Genomic DNA, 15,837 nt, shown 5'->3' with positions numbered 1-15,837 from the left:
CGCGGGCCCGTCCGCGCTGCTAGGGTCGGGCCCGTTCGACATCCTTTAACGATCCGTCCCGTGAGGCGGAGAAGGAGGTGCGGCGTGCCGACGCATGCCCCCGCGATCCTGGTCCTCGAGGACGGTCGCAGCTTCACCGGCGAGGCTTTCGGAGCCCCCGGCGAGACGTTCGGAGAAGCGGTCTTCAACACCGGCATGACCGGCTACCAGGAGACGCTCACCGACCCGTCCTACCACCGCCAGGTGGTCGTCATGACCGCCCCGCACGTCGGCAACACCGGCATCAACGACGAGGACCCCGAGTCCCGCCGGATCTGGGTGGCCGGGTACGTCGTCCGCGACCCCGCCCGGGTCCCCTCGAGCTGGCGCAGCCGCCGCACCCTCGACGAGGAGCTGCGCGAGCAGGGCGTCGTCGGCATCAGCGGTGTCGACACCCGCGCCCTGACCCGCCACCTGCGCGAGCGGGGCGCGATGCGCGTCGGGATCTCCACCACCGAGAGCGACCCCACCGCCCTCCTGGAGCGCGTGCGCGCCTCGGCCGAGATGACCGGGCTCGAGCTGGCCGACGAGGTGACCACCCAGGAGGCCTACGTCGTCCCGGCGCAGGGTGGGAAGCGCTTCACCGTCGCTGCCCTCGACCTCGGCATCAAGACGATGACGCCGCTGCGGATGGCCGAGCGCGGGATCGAGGTCCACGTCCTGCCGGCCACCTCCACCCTCGACGACGTGCTGGCCGTGGAGCCGGACGGGCTCTTCTACTCCAACGGCCCCGGCGACCCGGCGGCCACGACCCAGCAGGTCGAGGTGCTCCAGGGGGCCCTCGAGCGGGACCTGCCCTACTTCGGCATCTGCTTCGGCAACCAGCTCTTCGGGCGCGCCCTCGGCTTCGACACCTACAAGCTGACCTACGGCCACCGCGGCATCAACCAGCCGGTCATGGACCGCACGACCGGCAAGGTCGAGGTCACCGCGCACAACCACGGGTTCGCCGTGGACGCGCCGCTCGAGGGGAGCACCACGACGGCGTACGGCGACGCCACCGTCAGCCACGTCTGCCTCAACGACGACGTGGTCGAGGGCCTCGAGCTGCGCGACACGGACGGGTCGCTGAAGAGCTTCTCGGTGCAGTACCACCCGGAGGCCGCGGCCGGGCCGCACGACGCGGCGTACCTCTTCGACCGGTTCGTGGACCTCATGGCCGACCGCTCGACCGACACGAAGGGTGCCTGACATGCCCAAGCGCACCGACATCTCGTCCGTCCTGGTCATCGGCTCCGGGCCGATCGTCATCGGCCAGGCGGCCGAGTTCGACTACTCCGGCACCCAGGCGTGCCGCGTGCTGCGCGAGGAGGGCCTGCGGGTCGTCCTGGTCAACTCCAACCCGGCGACGATCATGACCGACCCGGAGTTCGCCGACGCCACCTACGTCGAGCCGATCACCCCGGAGTTCGTCGAGAAGGTCATCGCCAAGGAGCGCCCCGACGCGCTGCTGGCGACCCTCGGCGGGCAGACCGCGCTCAACACCGCCATGGCGCTGGACCGCGACGGCGTGCTGGAGAAGTACGGCGTGGAGCTGATCGGCGCCAACATCGAGGCGATCGACCGCGGCGAGAACCGCCAGGTGTTCAAGAAGATCGTCGAGGACCTCGGCGGCGAGTCCGCCCGCTCGGTCATCTGCCACTCGATGGAGGACTGCCTCGCGGCCGTCGACCAGCTCGGCTACCCGGTCGTGGTCCGCCCGTCGTTCACCATGGGCGGCACCGGCTCGGGCATGGCCTACGACGAGACCGACCTGCACCGCATCGCCGGCGCCGGCCTCGACGCGAGCCCGACCACCGAGGTGCTGCTGGAGGAGTCGATCCTCGGGTGGAAGGAGTACGAGCTCGAGGTCATGCGTGACACCGCGGACAACGTGGTGATCATCTGCTCGATCGAGAACCTCGACCCGATGGGCGTCCACACCGGCGACTCGATCACCGTCGCGCCGGCGATGACGCTGACCGACCGCGAGTACCAGAAGATGCGCGACCTCGCGATCGGCATCATCCGCTCGGTCGGCGTCGACACCGGCGGCTGCAACATCCAGTACGCCGTCAACCCGGCCGACGGCCGCCTCGTCGTGATCGAGATGAACCCGCGGGTCAGCCGCTCGAGCGCCCTGGCCTCCAAGGCGACCGGCTTCCCGATCGCCAAGATCGCGGCCAAGGTCGCGATCGGCTACACCCTCGACGAGATCCCCAACGACATCACCACCCGCCCCGACGGGCACTCCACGCCGGCCAGCTTCGAGCCGACGCTGGACTACGTCGTGGTGAAGGTGCCGCGCTTCGCCTTCGAGAAGTTCCCCGGCGCCGACCCGGTGCTGACCACCCACATGAAGTCGGTGGGCGAGGCGATGGCGATCGGTCGCAGCTTCACCGAGGCGCTGCAGAAGGCGCTGCGCTCGCTGGAGAGCCCGAACGCGGTCTTCGACTGGCACCAGGAGTGGGTCGAGCTCGACAAGGCCGCGATCCTCGAGTCGATCCGCACCCCGCACGACGGGCGGCTGCGCGAGGTCATGGACGCGATCCGCGCCGGCGCGACGCCCGAGGAGATCTTCGACGCCACCGGCATCGACCCGTGGTTCCTCGACCAGCTGGCGCTCATCAACGAGGTCGCCACCGAGGTGACCGAGGCCGACGAGCTGACGCCGGGCCTGCTGCGGCGCGCCAAGCGGCACGGGTTCTCCGACGCCCAGATCGGCAAGATCCGCGGCATGTCGGCCGACGTGGTCCGCGGCGTGCGGCACGCGCTGGGCATCCGCCCGGTCTACAAGACCGTCGACACGTGCGCGGCGGAGTTCGCGGCGGCGACGCCGTACCACTACTCCTCCTACGACGAGGAGACCGAGGTCGCGCCGCGCGAGACCCCGGCGGTCATCATCCTCGGCTCGGGTCCCAACCGGATCGGCCAGGGCATCGAGTTCGACTACTCCTGCGTGCACGCCTCGCTGGCGCTCGGGAAGGGCGAGGGCGGCGCGGGCTACGAGACCGTGATGGTCAACTGCAACCCCGAGACCGTCTCGACCGACTACGACACCTCCGACCGGCTCTACTTCGAGCCGCTGACGCTCGAGGACGTCCTCGAGGTCGTCCACGCCGAGCAGGCGGCCGGGCCGGTGGCCGGGGTCATCTGCCAGCTCGGCGGGCAGACCCCGCTGAGCCTGGCCCAGGGGCTGGCCCGGGCCGGCGTGCCGGTCGTGGGCACCTCCCCGGATGCCATCGACCTCGCCGAGGAGCGCGGCGCGTTCGGTCGGGTGCTCGCCGAGGCCGGGCTCACCGCCCCCAAGCACGGCACCGCGACGTCGTACCCCGAGGCGCAGCGGATCGCCGGCGAGATCGGCTACCCGGTGCTCGTGCGGCCCTCCTACGTCCTCGGCGGCCGGGGCATGGAGATCGTCTACGGCGACGAGGCGCTCGAGACCTACCTGGAGAAGTACGTCGCCGCGGGGCTGATCTCGCGGGAGGCGCCGGTGCTGGTCGACCGGTTCCTCGACGACGCGGTCGAGATCGACGTCGACGCGCTCTTCGACGGCGAGGAGCTCTTCCTCGGCGGCGTGATGGAGCACATCGAGGAGGCCGGCATCCACTCCGGCGACTCCTCGTGCGCGCTGCCGCCGATCACGCTCGGCGCCCACGAGATCGCGCGGATCCGCGAGGCGACCGAGGCGATCGCCCGCGGCGTCGGCGTGCTCGGCCTGCTCAACATCCAGTTCGCGCTCGGCTCGGACATCCTCTACGTGCTCGAGGCCAACCCGCGGGCGTCGCGGACGGTGCCGTTCGTGTCCAAGGCGACCGCCACGCCGCTGGCCAAGGCCGCGGCGCGGATCATGCTGGGGGAGAGCATCGCCGAGCTGCGCGGGGCCGGCCTGCTGCCCGCGACCGGCGACGGCGGCACGCTGCCCGCCGACCAGCCGATCGCGGTCAAGGAGGCGGTGATGCCGTTCAACCGGTTCCGCACCCCCGACGGCGCGCAGGTCGACACCGTCCTCGGCCCGGAGATGAAGTCCACCGGCGAGGTCATGGGCTTCGACCGCGACTTCGGCACGGCGTTCGCCAAGTCGCAGGCCGCGGCGTTCGGCCCGCTGCCGACCGAGGGCCGGATCTTCGTGTCGATGGCCAACCGCGACAAGCGGTCGATGATCTTCCCGGTCAAGGTCCTCGCCGACCTCGGCTTCGAGATCCTCGCGACCGCCGGCACCGCCGAGGTCCTGCGCCGCAACGGCGTCGCCGCGACGGTCGTGCGCAAGCACTTCGAGGGCACCGGCCCGGACGGGGAGAAGACCACCGTTCAGCTCATCCTCGACGGCGAGGTGCAGATGGTGGTCAACACGCCGTACGGCGCCGGCGAGGGCCACGCGCGCCTCGACGGCTACGAGATCCGCACCGCGGCGATCCGGGCCAACGTCCCGTGCATCACCACGGTGCAGGGGCTCGGCGCGGCCGTCCAGGGCATCGAGGCGGCGCGGCGCGGCGACATCGGCGTGCGGTCGCTGCAGGAGTGGGCGAGCCGGTGACGGCGTACTCGCTGCTCTTCGACCACGTCGCCACCCGGATCGACGCCGAGCGGGCCCACGACCTCGGCTTCCGCGCCGTCCGGGCGGGCGCCCCGCTCACCGGTCGGCTGCCGCGGCCGGGGCGGCCCGTGGAGGCGATGGGGCTGAGCTTCCCCAACGTGCTGGGCGTCGCCGCCGGCTTCGACAAGAACGCCGTCGGCATCGACGCGCTGGCCGCGCTCGGCTTCGGCCACGTCGAGGTCGGCACGGTCACCGGCGAGGGCCAGCCCGGCAACCCCAAGCCGCGGCTGTTCCGGCTCCCCGCGGACCGCGCGGTCGTCAACCGGATGGGCTTCAACAACGACGGTGCCGAGGTGGTCGCCCGCCGGCTGGCGGCCCGCGCCGCGGGCCTGCCCGACGGTGGGCCGGAGCCGCGGCCGGTCCTCGGCGTCAACATCGGCAAGACCAAGGTCGTGCCCGACGACGACCAGGCCGCGGTGGAGGCGGACTACGCCAAGAGCACGCGGCTGCTCGCGCCGCACGCCGACTACCTCGTGGTCAACGTCAGCTCGCCGAACACGCCCGGGCTGCGCAACCTCCAGGCCGTCGAGAAGCTCCAGCCGCTGCTCGAGCACGTGCGCCGCACCGCCGACACCGTGACCAGCCGGCGGGTGCCGCTGGTGGTCAAGATCGCCCCCGACCTCGCCGATGACGACGTGCTGGCGGTCGCCGACATGGCGCTGACGATCGGGCTGGACGGCATCATCGCGACCAACACGACGACCTCCCGCGCGGGGCTGGCCAGCCCCGACGCCGAGGTCGAGGCGATCGGCGACGGCGGGCTCTCGGGCCGCCCCGTCCGCGAGCGGGCGCTCGAGGTGACGCGCCTGCTGCGCGGCCGCCTCGGCTCCGGCACGACGATCATCGGGGTCGGTGGCATCACGACGCCCGAGGACGCCCGCGAGCGGCTCGCGGCCGGCGCCGACCTGCTCCAGGGCTACTCCGCGTTCGTCTACGAGGGCCCGCTGTGGCCGCGCCGCGTGCTCGCCGGGACCGGGTCGCCGGTGACGCCGGGGTGAAGTCGCCCTTCCACACCACCGGTGAGGTGCTGGCCAGCAAGCGGGTCGGTGCCTTCCAGCACCTGACCGTCGTCGCGCCCGGCGTGGCCGAGCGGTTCCGTCCCGGGACGTTCGTCGCGGTCTCGGTCGACGGCACCCGCCTGGCCCGGCGGGCGCTGTGGATCCACGGGGTCCGCCCCGTCGGCGGCCACGGCCCGGCCCTGCAGCTGGTCGTCGAGCCGGTCGGCCCCGGCACCCGCTGGCTCGCCGAGCGCCCCGTCGGCACCCGGCTCGAGGTGACCGGTCCGCTCGGTCGCGCGTTCGCCCTGCCCAAGGAGCCGGTCGCCACCCTCCTGGTGGGCGAGGGGTACGCCGCCGCGCCGCTCTTCCCGCTCGCCGAGCGGCTGCGCGAGCGCGGCTGCCAGGTCAACCTGCTGCTCGCCGCCCCCGACGAGCGGCGCCTGCTCTCCGCGCTCGAGGCGCGGCGCTCGGCCCGCGCGGCGACGGTGGTGACCGCGGACGGGTCGGTGGGACGCCGCGGCTCGGTCGCCGACGTGGTCGCGGGCGTGCTCGCCCAGTCCGCGGCCGAGGTCGTGTACGCCGCCGGGCCGGTGCCGACGCTGCACGCGGTCGCGGCGGCGGCCGAGCAGGCGGGCGCCTGGAGCCAGACGGCCGTCGAGCAGCCGCTCGCCTGCGGCACCGGCCTGTGCCACGGCTGCCCGCTGCCCGTCGTCGGCGAGGACGGCGTCGCCCGGGTCGTCCGGGCCTGCACCGAGGGGCCCGTCGTCCGCGGCGACCGGGTCCGCTGGGCCGAGCTGGCCGGTGCCCGGCCGGCGCACGGGGAGCCGGCGTGATCGACCTGGCCAACCCCGTGGTGGTCGCCGCCGGCTGTGGCGGCACCGGTCGCGAGCTCGACGCGCTGGGGGCGCTCGACGGCATCGGCGCGTTCACCACCCGCTCGCTCACGCTCAACGCGCGTACCGGCGGGCCGGTGCCGCGGTTCGCCGAGACGCCGTCCGGGCTGGTGCACAGCACCGGCCTGCCCGGGCCGGGGCTCGAGATCTTCCTCGCCACCGAGCTGCCGTGGCTGGTGGCCCGGGGCATGCGCGTGGTCGTGTCGGTCACCGGCGCCTCGGTCGCCGAGCACGCCGAGGTCGCGCGCCGGCTGGCGCAGGCACCGGGCGTGCGGGGCATCGAGGTCGACCTGGCCGTCCCCGACGCCCGCGCCCACGGGCTGCTCGACGTGCGCGAGCCGTTCCACGCCGCCAACGTCGTCGCCGCCGTGGTCCGCGAGGCGCAGGACCTGCCGGTGCTCGCCAAGGTCCGGTCCGACGTGCTCCGGGTCGCCGAGTCCGCCCGCGTCGTCACCGACGCCGGGGCGGTCGCGGTCGTGGTCGGCGGCCCGCAGGCCGCCGCCCTGCCCGACGGCCGGCCCGCCGGGCTCAGCGGTCCCGCGGTGCTGCCCCTCGCCCTGCGGTGCGTGACCGAGGTGCGGGCCGCGCTGCCCGGCGTACCCGTCGTCGGCTGCGGTGGCATCACCACCACCGCCGACGCCCGGTCCTTCCTCGACGCCGGGGCCGTCGCGGTCCAGGTCGGCGCCGCCCTGCTCCACGACCCCACCACCGCCGCCCGGATCGCGGCCGACCTCGCGGGAGGACCGTCATGACCACCACCCCGCCCACCACGTTCGGGGCGCGGCTGCGCTCGGCCATGGACGAGCGCGGGCCGCTCTGCGTCGGCATCGACCCGCACGCCGGCCTGCTGGCCGAGTGGGGCCTGGCCGACGACGTGGAGGGCCTGCGCCGCTTCGCGCTCACCGCCGTCGAGGCCGTCGCGCCGCACGTGGCCGCGGTCAAGCCGCAGTCGGCGTTCTACGAGCGGTTCGGCAGCCGCGGGGTCGCGGTGCTGGAGGAGGTCGTCGCGGCCGCTCGGGCCGCCGGGACGCTGGTGGTCATCGACGCCAAGCGGGGCGACATCGGCTCGACCTCGCAGGCCTACGCCGAGGCCTACCTCGACCCCGCCTCGCCGCTCGGCTCCGACGCGGTGACGGTCAGCCCGTTCCTCGGCTTCGGATCCCTCGACCCGTTCGTCGAGACCGCGCGCCGCCACGGCGGCGGGCTGTTCGTCCTCGCGCTGACGTCCAACAAGGAGGGGCCCGAGGTGCAGCACGCCCGCCTCGACGACGGCTCCACCGTCGCCGGCCGCGTGCTGGACCACCTGCGCCGGCTCAACGCCGGCGCCGAGCCGCTCGGCTCCTTCGGGGCGGTCGTCGGCGCCACGATCGGGGAGACCGACGAGGACCTCGCGTTCAACGGTCCGGTGCTCGCGCCGGGGTACGGCGCGCAGGGCGGCACCACCGCCGACGTGCGCCGCATCTTCGGGGCCACCGCCGCGAACGTCCTGGCCAGCTCCTCGCGCGACGTGCTCCGCCGCGGCCCCGACGCCGCCGCCATGCGCGACGCGGTCCGGGCCGCGACCGACGAGCTCGCGGCGCTGCGCCGGTGACCGGCGTGCGGCGCCTGCTCGCCTGCGGGCTGCTCCTGCTGCCGCTCGCGGTCGGCTGCTCCGAGGACCCCTTCGACGCCTACTGCGAGGTGGTCGAGGAGGAGCGGCCAGACCTCTCCGACGCGGTCGCCGCCGGCTCGCCCACCGCGCTCATCGAGGCGCTGCCCAGCCTCGAGGCGCTCGAGGACGCCGCGCCCCGCGACCTGCGCGACGAGTGGGACCTCGTCGTCGGCCGGGTGCGCGAGCTGCGCGACGCGCTCGAGGACGCCGACGTCGACCCCGCGGCGTACGACGCGGAGCGCCGGCCCGCCGGCGTCACCGACGCCGAGGACGCCCGCATCGACGCCGCCGCCCGCCAGCTGGTCGCGCCCGCGACCGTCCGCGCGCTGGCCGGCGTGCAGCAGCAGGCCCGCGACGTCTGCGGCACCCCGCTGACGCTCTGACCGCGCGGGTCGCCCGCGGGGCGCGGACCTGACGACCTGCGTTGCCGGGGGCAAAGGGTTCTGACTAGATTGACCCTGCCCTCCGTAGCCCGATCCAAAGGACATGCCCCGTGGCGCTCCCGCCCCTCACGCCGGAACAACGCCAGGCGGCGCTGGACAAGGCCGCCGCGTCCCGCCGGGAGCGGGCCGAGATCAAGAACCGGCTGAAGAACTCCGGCGCCTCGATCGTCGACGTGCTCCGCGAGGGCCAGGAGAACGAGGTCGTCGGCAAGATGCGGGTCGTCGACCTGCTCCAGTCGATGCCGGGCCTGGGGAAGGTGCGGGCGCGCCAGGTGATGGAACGCCTCGGCATCGCCGAGAGCAGGCGTGTCCGCGGGCTCGGGACCAAGCAGGTCGCCGCGCTCGAGAAGGAGTTCGGCTCCCGCGGTCAGGCGTGAGCGAGCCCGAGCGCCGTTCGCGTCTCGTCGTCCTCGCCGGCCCCACGGCCGTCGGCAAGGGCACGGTCGCCGCGCACATCCGCGAGCACCACCCCGAGGTCTGGATCTCGGTCTCCGCGACGACCCGTCCGCCGCGTCCCGGCGAGGTCAACGGCGTGCACTACTGGTTCGTCTCCGACGAGGAGTTCGACCGGATGATCGCGGAGGACGACCTGCTCGAGTGGGCGGTCGTCCACAAGGCCGCGCGCTACGGCACGCCCCGCCAGCCCGTCGACCTCGCGCTGGCCTCCGGCCGGCCCGCCATGCTCGAGATCGACCTGCAGGGCGCGCGCCAGGTGCGGACGACCATGCCCGAGGCGCTCTTCGTCTTCCTCAAGCCCCCGTCGTGGGAGGAGCTGGTGCGCCGGCTCGTCGGCCGCGGCACCGAGACCGAGGAGGAGCGTGAGCGCCGGCTGACCACCGCCCGCGCCGAGCTCGAGGCCGAGGCGGAGTTCGACCGCACCATCGTCAACCACGAAGTTCACGCTGCCGCGGACGAGTTGGTAGCCTTGATGGTGCTCGACTGATCCGCGCTGCGCTCTGCGCCGGCTGCGCCGTCGGGCACCCATCCACCGATCAGTGAGGCTTCACGCGTGTCTGCCCCCAACATCGACGCCCAGGGTGTCACCAACCCCTCGATCGACGACCTGCTCACCAAGACCGACAGCAAGTACAAGCTGGTCCTCTACAGCGCCAAGCGCGCCCGGCAGATCAACGCCTACTACTCCCAGCTCGGCGAGGGCCTGCTGGAGTACGTCGGCCCGCTCGTGGACACCCACGTCCAGGAGAAGCCGCTGTCCATCGCGCTGCGCGAGATCAACGAGGACCTGCTGACCTGCGAGGACGTCGACCCCGCCGAGCTCGCAGCCGAGGAGGCCGCCGCCAAGGCCGCCGCCATCGACGCGTCGTTCAACCCCGGCGAGTGATCCACTGAGCACCAGCTCCGACCACGCGGCCGCGCCCCCTCCGGGGACGCGGCCCGTTGTCGTCCTCGGGGTGACCGGCGGGATCGCGGCGTACAAGGCGTGCGAGCTGCTGCGCCGGTTCACCGAGTCCGGCCACGACGTCACCGTCGTGCCCACCGAGTCCGCGCTGGAGTTCGTCGGCGCCCCCACCTGGGCGGCGCTGTCGGGCAAGCCGGTCGCGACCGACGTGTGGACCGACGTCCACCAGGTGCCGCACGTGCGGCTGGGCCAGTCCGCCGACCTCGTCGTCGTCGCGCCGGCCACCGCCGACACGATCGCCCGCGCCGCCCACGGCCTGGCCGACGACCTGCTGACCAACACCCTGCTCACCGCCCGGTGCCCGGTGGTGCTGGCCCCGGCCATGCACACCGAGATGTGGGAGCACCCGGCCACCCAGGCCAACGTCGCGACGCTGCGCGAGCGCGGCGTGCTCGTCGTCGAGCCCGCGGAGGGCCGGCTGACCGGCAAGGACACCGGCAAGGGCCGGCTGCCCGAGCCGGGCGAGATCTTCGAGCTGTGCACCCAGGTGCTCGCCCGGGGTGCCGGCACCGCCCAGGACCTCGCCGGGCGGCACGTCGTCGTCTCCGCCGGCGGCACCCGGGAGTACCTCGACCCCGTCCGCTTCCTGGGCAACCGCTCCTCGGGCCTGCAGGGCTACGCGCTCGCCCGCGCCGCCGCCGCCCGCGGCGCCGAGGTCACGCTCGTCGCGGCCAACACCTCCCTGCCCGACCCGGCCGGGGTGAAGGTCGTGCGCGTGGAGACGACCGGCCAGCTGCGCGACGTCGTCGTGCCGGCCGCCGCCTCCGCCGACGCCGTCGTCATGGCCGCGGCCCCCGCGGACTTCCGGCCGCTCGCGGTCAGCGACGCCAAGATCAAGAAGGCGTCCGACGGCTCGGCTCCGGCGATCGAGCTCCAGCAGAACCCCGACATCCTCCACGAGATCAGCACCTCCCGCCCCCGGGCCGGGACGGTGGTCGTCGGCTTCGCCGCCGAGACCGGCGACGAGACCGGGTCGGTGCTCGACCTGGCCCGCGCCAAGCTGGCGCGCAAGGGCTGTGACCTGCTCGTCGTCAACGACGTGAGCGGCGGAGCGGTCTTCGGCAGCCCCGACAACGAGGCGGTCATCCTCGGCGCCGACGGGACCGCCACCGACGTGCCGCGCGGGTCCAAGTCGGCCCTGGCCCATGCCATTTGGGACCAGGTCGCGCGTCGCCTGCAGGATTGACCCCGGTCGTTCCCCAGAATGGGGGATCCGACCGTGAGACGGCCGTCCCACGACCTGGGACGCCCCCTACCGTGAGCACCACCCGATCGACAGGAGCTGCACCGTGGCTGGACGACTCTTCACCTCCGAGTCCGTGACCGAGGGACACCCGGACAAGATCGCCGACCGCATCAGCGACACGGTGCTCGACTACCTGATGGCCAACGACGGCGACAAGGAGAACCTCCGGGTCGCCGTGGAGACGCTCCTGACCACCGGCCTGGTCGTCGTGGCCGGCGAGGTCCGGACCAACGCCTACGCCCCGGTCGCCGAGCTGGTCCGCGAGGCCATCCTCGACATCGGCTACGACTCCTCGGAGAAGGGCTTCGACGGCACCACCTGCGGCGTCCAGGTCGCCATCGGCGGCCAGTCGGTCGACATCGCCCAGGGCGTGGACCACGGCCACGAGTCCCGCGTCGGCACCTCCGAGGACGAGCTGGACCGTCGCGGCGCCGGCGACCAGGGCCTGATGTTCGGCTACGCGTGCGACGACACCGAGGTGCTGATGCCGCTGCCGATCGTCATCGCCCAGCGCCTCTCCGAGCGGCTCACCGAGGTCCGCAAGACCGGCGTCATGGATAACCTCCGTCCCGACGGCAAGACCCAGGTCACCATCGAGTACGACGCCGAGGACCGCCCCGTCCGCGTCGACACCGTCGTGCTGTCCACCCAGCACTCGGAGGAGACCGACCTCGCCAAGCTCGAGATCGAGATCAAGCAGAACGTCATCGACCCCGTCCTCGCGACCTTCTCCATCCCGTCGGAGGACTACCGCCTGCTGGTCAACCCGACCGGGCGCTTCGTCGTCGGCGGCCCCATGGGCGACGCCGGGCTGACCGGCCGCAAGATCATCGTCGACACCTACGGCGGCATGGCCCGCCACGGCGGCGGTGCCTTCTCCGGCAAGGACCCGTCGAAGGTCGACCGCTCCGCCGCCTACGCCATGCGCTGGGTCGCCAAGAACGTCGTCGCCGCCGGCCTCGCCCGCCGCTGCGAGGTGCAGGTCGCTTACGCGATCGGCAAGGCCCAGCCGGTCGGCGTCTTCGTCCAGACCTTCGGCACCGGCGTGGTCTCCGACGAGGAGATCCAGAAGGCCGTCCTCGAGGTCTTCGACCTCCGCCCCGCCGCGATCCTGCGCGACCTCGACCTGCTCCGCCCGATCTACGCCAAGACCTCCGCCTACGGCCACTTCGGCCGCGAGCTGCCGGAGTTCACCTGGGAGCGCACCGACCGCGCCGACGCCCTCAAGGCCGCCGCCGGCCTCTGAGGCCGGTTGCCTCCGGCCGGTTGAGGCAGGCGCCCTGGCGCCTGTCTCGAGACCTGGTGAGAGACCCAGGGCCGCCACCACGGTCGCTGGGTTTCGAGACGGTTGCTGCGCAACCTCCTCAACCAACGGGGGATCCGCTGGTTGAGGAAGGCGCGCTGGCGCCTGTCTCGAGACCCGGTGAGAGACCCAGGGCCGCCACCACGGTCGCTGGGTTTCGAGACGGTTGCTGCGCAACCTCCTCAACCAGCGGGGGATCCGCTGGTTGAGGAAGGCGCCCTGGCGCCTGTCTCGAAACCCCGTGAGCGGCGCAGGGCCGCCACCACGGTCGCTGGGTTTCGAGACGGTTGCTGCGCAACCTCCTCGACCAGCGGGGGATCCGCTGGTTGAGGAAGGCGCCCTGGCGCCTGTCTCGAAACCCCGTGAGGGGCTCAAGGCCGCAACCAGGGTGGCCGGGTCTCGAGACGGTTGCTGCGCAACCTCCTCGACCAGCGGGGAGCGGCGGGCCTCCCGAGCGCACCGTCGGTGGTCGCTGGGAGACTTCGGCTCGTGAGCGGACCGGAGGAGCAGCCCGAGCTGCTGACCGGTCTGCTGCGGGCGACGGTCCAGGAGTCGCAGGCCAAGGCCCGGGCGACGCGCGCCCGCAAGGTCGCCGAGGCCGAGCTGGCCGAGGTCGACCCGGTGGCGCGGGTGCTGGTCGACGTCGGCCTGGCCCACCTCGACCGCCCCTTCGACTACGCCGTGCCCGCGTCGATGGCCGAGGCGGCGCGGCCGGGGGTGCGCGTCAAGGTGCGGTTCGCCGGCCAGGACGTCGACGGCTACCTGGTCGAGCGGGTCGCGACCTCCGATCACACCGGCCGGCTGGCCCCGTTGCGCCGGGTGGTGAGCGACGAGCGGGTGCTCAGCCCGGCCGTCGCCGACCTGGTCGCCGCCGTCGCCGAGCGGTACGCCGGCACCCGCTCCGACGTGCTGCGGCTGGCCGTCCCCCCGCGGCACGCGACGACCGAGAAGCAGCCGTCCGCGGCGGAGCCGCCGGTGCCGCCCGCCTGGCCGGACGAGGCCGCGGGCTGGACCACCTACGAGCACGCGGCGGCGTACCTCTCCCGCCTCGCCGGTGGCGGCGCCCCGCGCGCGGTCTGGTCGGTCGCGCCGGGCGAGGACTGGCCCCGCCGGCTGGCCGAGGCGGCCGCGGCGACCCGCCGCTCGGGCCGCGGGACGCTGATCTGCGTGCCCGACGGCAAGGACGTCGACCGGGTCGACCGGGCGCTCACCGACCTGCTCGGCGGCGACCACCACGTGACGCTGACCGCCGACGCCGGGCCGGCGCGGCGCTACCGGGACTTCCTCGCCGTCAGCCGCGGGACCCGGCGGATCGTGGTCGGCACGCGGGCGGCGTCGTTCGCGCCCGTCCACGACCTCGGCCTGGTCGTGGTCTGGGACGACGGCGACGACCTCCACGCCGAGCCGCGGGCGCCGTACCCCCACACCCGCGAGACCCTGCTGCTCCGCGCCGAGCGCGAGGGGGCGGCGGCGCTGGTGGGCGGGTTCGCCCGCAGCGTGGAGGCGGAGTACCTCCTGCGGACCGGTTGGGCCCACGAGCTCGCGGCCCCGCGACCGGTCGTGCGCGAGCGCGTGCGCACGGTCGTCGCCGGCGCGAGCGACCACGACCTGCGCCGCGACCCGCTGGCCCGTGCCGCCCGGCTGCCGCACCAGGCGCTCGAGGCGATCCGTGCGGCCGTCGCCGACGGGCCGGTGCTGGTGCAGAACCCGCGCCTGGGGTACGTCGCCGCGCTGGCCTGCGAGCGCTGCCGCACCCCTGCCCGGTGCGACGTCTGCCGCGGACCGCTCGCGCTGACCGGCCCGACCACGCCTCCGGCCTGCCGCTGGTGCGGCACGGAGGTCCCCGGCTGGAGCTGCGGCGAGTGCGGCCACCGCGGGCTGCGGGCGCCGGTCATCGGCGACGCCCGCACCGCCGAGGAGCTCGGCCGGGCGCTGCCGAGCGTGCGCGTGCTGACCAGCTCGCGCGACCGGGTGCTGGCGACCGTCGACGCCCGCCCGGGGGTGGTGGTGGCGACTCCGGGGGCCGAGCCGGTGGCCGAGGGCGGGTACGCCGCCGTCGTGCTGCTCGACGCGTGGCTGCTGCTCGGGCGCACCGACCTGCGCACCGAGGAGGAGGCGCTGCGGCGCTGGTGCGACGCGGTCGGGCTGGTCCGCCCCGGCGGACGGGCGCTCGTCGTCGGCGACCCGGCCCACCCGGCCGTGCAGGCGCTCGTGCGCTGGGACCCGGGGGGCTTCGCGGCCCGCGAGACCGCGGAGCGGCAGGAGGCGCACCTGCCGCCGGCCAGTCGGCTGGCGACGATCACCGGCGAGCCGGGCGCGGTGGACGATGCGCTGACGCTGCTGACCCTGCCCGACGTGGGGGAGGTGCTCGGCCCGGTGCCCACCTCGCTGGAGGAGCAGGCCGAGCCCGAGGTCCGCGCCGTCGTCCGCGTCCCCCGCGCCCACGGCGCCGCCCTCGGGCGCGCCCTCGGCGAGCTCCAGCGAGTCCGCTCCGCCCGCAAGCTCGACCCCGTCCGCATCCAGGTCGACCCCTACTCGCTGTAGGGGTCCCGCCCGCTACTCCACCCGCCGCTCGGGGTCGTGTGCCCGAGGACGCGAGCACGCACGTGCTGGGGCACACGACCCACGATCCCCGCACGAGGCCGGCCCACTAGAGTGGACCGCTGCGCCGCGACCCGCGGCGTGACCTGCCCAGACCTCCCGAGACCGCCAGGAGAACCGTGGCCATCCAGCCGATCCGACTCTTCGGGGACCCGGTGCTGCGCAAGCCCGCGGTGGAGGTCGTGGACTTCGACAAGGAGCTGCGCCAGCTGGTCTCCGACCTCACCGACACCATGCTCGACGCCCCCGGCGCGGGGCTCGCGGCGCCGCAGATCGGGGTCGGGCTGCGCGTCTTCACGTGGTACGTCGACGGCGAGGTCGGCCACCTGGTCAACCCCCGCCTCGAGCTGTCCGAGGAGGTGCAGGACGGCCTCGAGGGCTGCCTGTCGCTCCCGGAGCTGACCTACGAGTGCCGCCGCGCGATGTCGGTCGTGGCGCAGGGGTTCGACATGCACGGCGAGCCGCTGACGATCCACGGCTCGGAGCTGCTCGCGCGCGCCATCCAGCACGAGACCGACCACCTCGACGGCGTCCTCTTCATCGACCGGCTCGACGCGGCCGCGCGCAAGGCGGCGATGAAGGAGATCCGCGAGTCCGAGTGGTTCGGCCTCGAGAAGCCCCAGGTCAAGATCAGTCCCCATCCCACGAACGGTTTCGGTCTCTAGCC

The 15,837-nt window shown here is 74.1% G+C and carries 14 protein-coding genes; all 14 read left to right on the top strand.

The window, feature by feature from the left end; translation table 11 throughout:
* Window positions 1–84: 84 nt before the first annotated feature.
* The 14 genes from carA to def all read left to right on the top strand — a co-directional run bounded on the left by carA (window position 85) and on the right by def (window position 15,835).
* Window positions 85–1,230, top strand: coding sequence for a glutamine-hydrolyzing carbamoyl-phosphate synthase small subunit (gene carA, locus QWY29_RS09400; protein WP_300960470.1), 1,146 nt, complete (start codon window positions 85–87; stop codon window positions 1,228–1,230).
* A gap of 1 nt (window position 1,231) precedes the next feature.
* Window positions 1,232–4,555 carry a carbamoyl-phosphate synthase large subunit gene (carB, locus tag QWY29_RS09395; RefSeq protein ID WP_300960469.1) on the top strand — a complete coding sequence of 1,108 codons (3,324 nt, stop codon included), beginning with the start codon at window positions 1,232–1,234 and terminating at the stop codon, window positions 4,553–4,555.
* On the top strand, window positions 4,540–5,613 hold the full coding sequence (locus tag QWY29_RS09390; protein ID WP_300960468.1) for a quinone-dependent dihydroorotate dehydrogenase: 1,074 nt from the start codon (window positions 4,540–4,542) through the stop codon (window positions 5,611–5,613). Before carB ends, QWY29_RS09390 begins: the two co-directional genes overlap by 16 nt.
* The gene (locus QWY29_RS09385; protein WP_300960467.1) at window positions 5,610–6,446 is read left to right on the top strand and encodes an iron-sulfur cluster-binding protein; all 837 of its coding nucleotides are present in this window, start codon (window positions 5,610–5,612) and stop codon (window positions 6,444–6,446) included. Before QWY29_RS09390 ends, QWY29_RS09385 begins: the two co-directional genes overlap by 4 nt.
* On the top strand, window positions 6,443–7,258 hold the full coding sequence (locus QWY29_RS09380) for a tRNA-dihydrouridine synthase (RefSeq protein ID WP_300960466.1): 816 nt from the start codon (window positions 6,443–6,445) through the stop codon (window positions 7,256–7,258). Before QWY29_RS09385 ends, QWY29_RS09380 begins: the two co-directional genes overlap by 4 nt.
* Window positions 7,255–8,097 carry an orotidine-5'-phosphate decarboxylase gene (gene pyrF / locus QWY29_RS09375; RefSeq protein ID WP_300960465.1) on the top strand — a complete coding sequence of 281 codons (843 nt, stop codon included), beginning with the start codon at window positions 7,255–7,257 and terminating at the stop codon, window positions 8,095–8,097. The genes QWY29_RS09380 and pyrF overlap by 4 nt, the downstream gene beginning before the upstream one ends.
* Complete coding sequence (locus QWY29_RS09370) at window positions 8,094–8,540, top strand: hypothetical protein (protein WP_300960464.1); 447 nt, start codon at window positions 8,094–8,096, stop codon at window positions 8,538–8,540. Before pyrF ends, QWY29_RS09370 begins: the two co-directional genes overlap by 4 nt.
* 110 nt (window positions 8,541–8,650) lie before the next feature.
* On the top strand, window positions 8,651–8,977 hold the full coding sequence (gene mihF / locus QWY29_RS09365; protein ID WP_300960463.1) for an integration host factor, actinobacterial type: 327 nt from the start codon (window positions 8,651–8,653) through the stop codon (window positions 8,975–8,977).
* On the top strand, window positions 8,974–9,543 hold the full coding sequence (gene gmk / locus QWY29_RS09360) for a guanylate kinase (protein ID WP_300960462.1): 570 nt from the start codon (window positions 8,974–8,976) through the stop codon (window positions 9,541–9,543). The genes mihF and gmk overlap by 4 nt, the downstream gene beginning before the upstream one ends.
* Before the next feature lie 66 nt (window positions 9,544–9,609).
* Entirely contained in the window at window positions 9,610–9,942 is a 333-nt protein-coding gene (gene rpoZ, locus QWY29_RS09355) for a DNA-directed RNA polymerase subunit omega (RefSeq protein WP_300960461.1), read from the top strand.
* A 70-nt stretch (window positions 9,943–10,012) separates the two neighbouring features.
* Window positions 10,013–11,206, top strand: a complete 1,194-nt coding sequence (coaBC, locus tag QWY29_RS09350) for a bifunctional phosphopantothenoylcysteine decarboxylase/phosphopantothenate--cysteine ligase CoaBC (protein WP_300960460.1) — start codon at window positions 10,013–10,015, stop codon at window positions 11,204–11,206.
* A 103-nt stretch (window positions 11,207–11,309) separates the two neighbouring features.
* Window positions 11,310–12,512: a methionine adenosyltransferase gene (metK, locus tag QWY29_RS09345; protein ID WP_300960459.1), complete on the top strand. Its 1,203-nt coding sequence runs from the start codon at window positions 11,310–11,312 to the stop codon at window positions 12,510–12,512.
* Between the two features lie 546 nt (window positions 12,513–13,058).
* Window positions 13,059–15,113, top strand: coding sequence for a primosomal protein N' (locus tag QWY29_RS09340; protein ID WP_300960458.1), 2,055 nt, complete (start codon window positions 13,059–13,061; stop codon window positions 15,111–15,113).
* A gap of 176 nt (window positions 15,114–15,289) precedes the next feature.
* Window positions 15,290–15,835, top strand: a complete 546-nt coding sequence (gene def / locus QWY29_RS09335) for a peptide deformylase (RefSeq protein WP_300960457.1) — start codon at window positions 15,290–15,292, stop codon at window positions 15,833–15,835.
* Window positions 15,836–15,837 lie beyond the last annotated feature (2 nt).

The sequence above is a fragment of the Nocardioides abyssi genome (assembly GCF_030412915.1).
GTDB classification, from domain to species: Bacteria; Actinomycetota; Actinomycetes; order Propionibacteriales; family Nocardioidaceae; genus Nocardioides; species Nocardioides abyssi.
The sequence above is the reverse complement of the archived record's forward strand: the minus strand, read 5'-3'. Positions and strand labels throughout refer to the sequence as shown.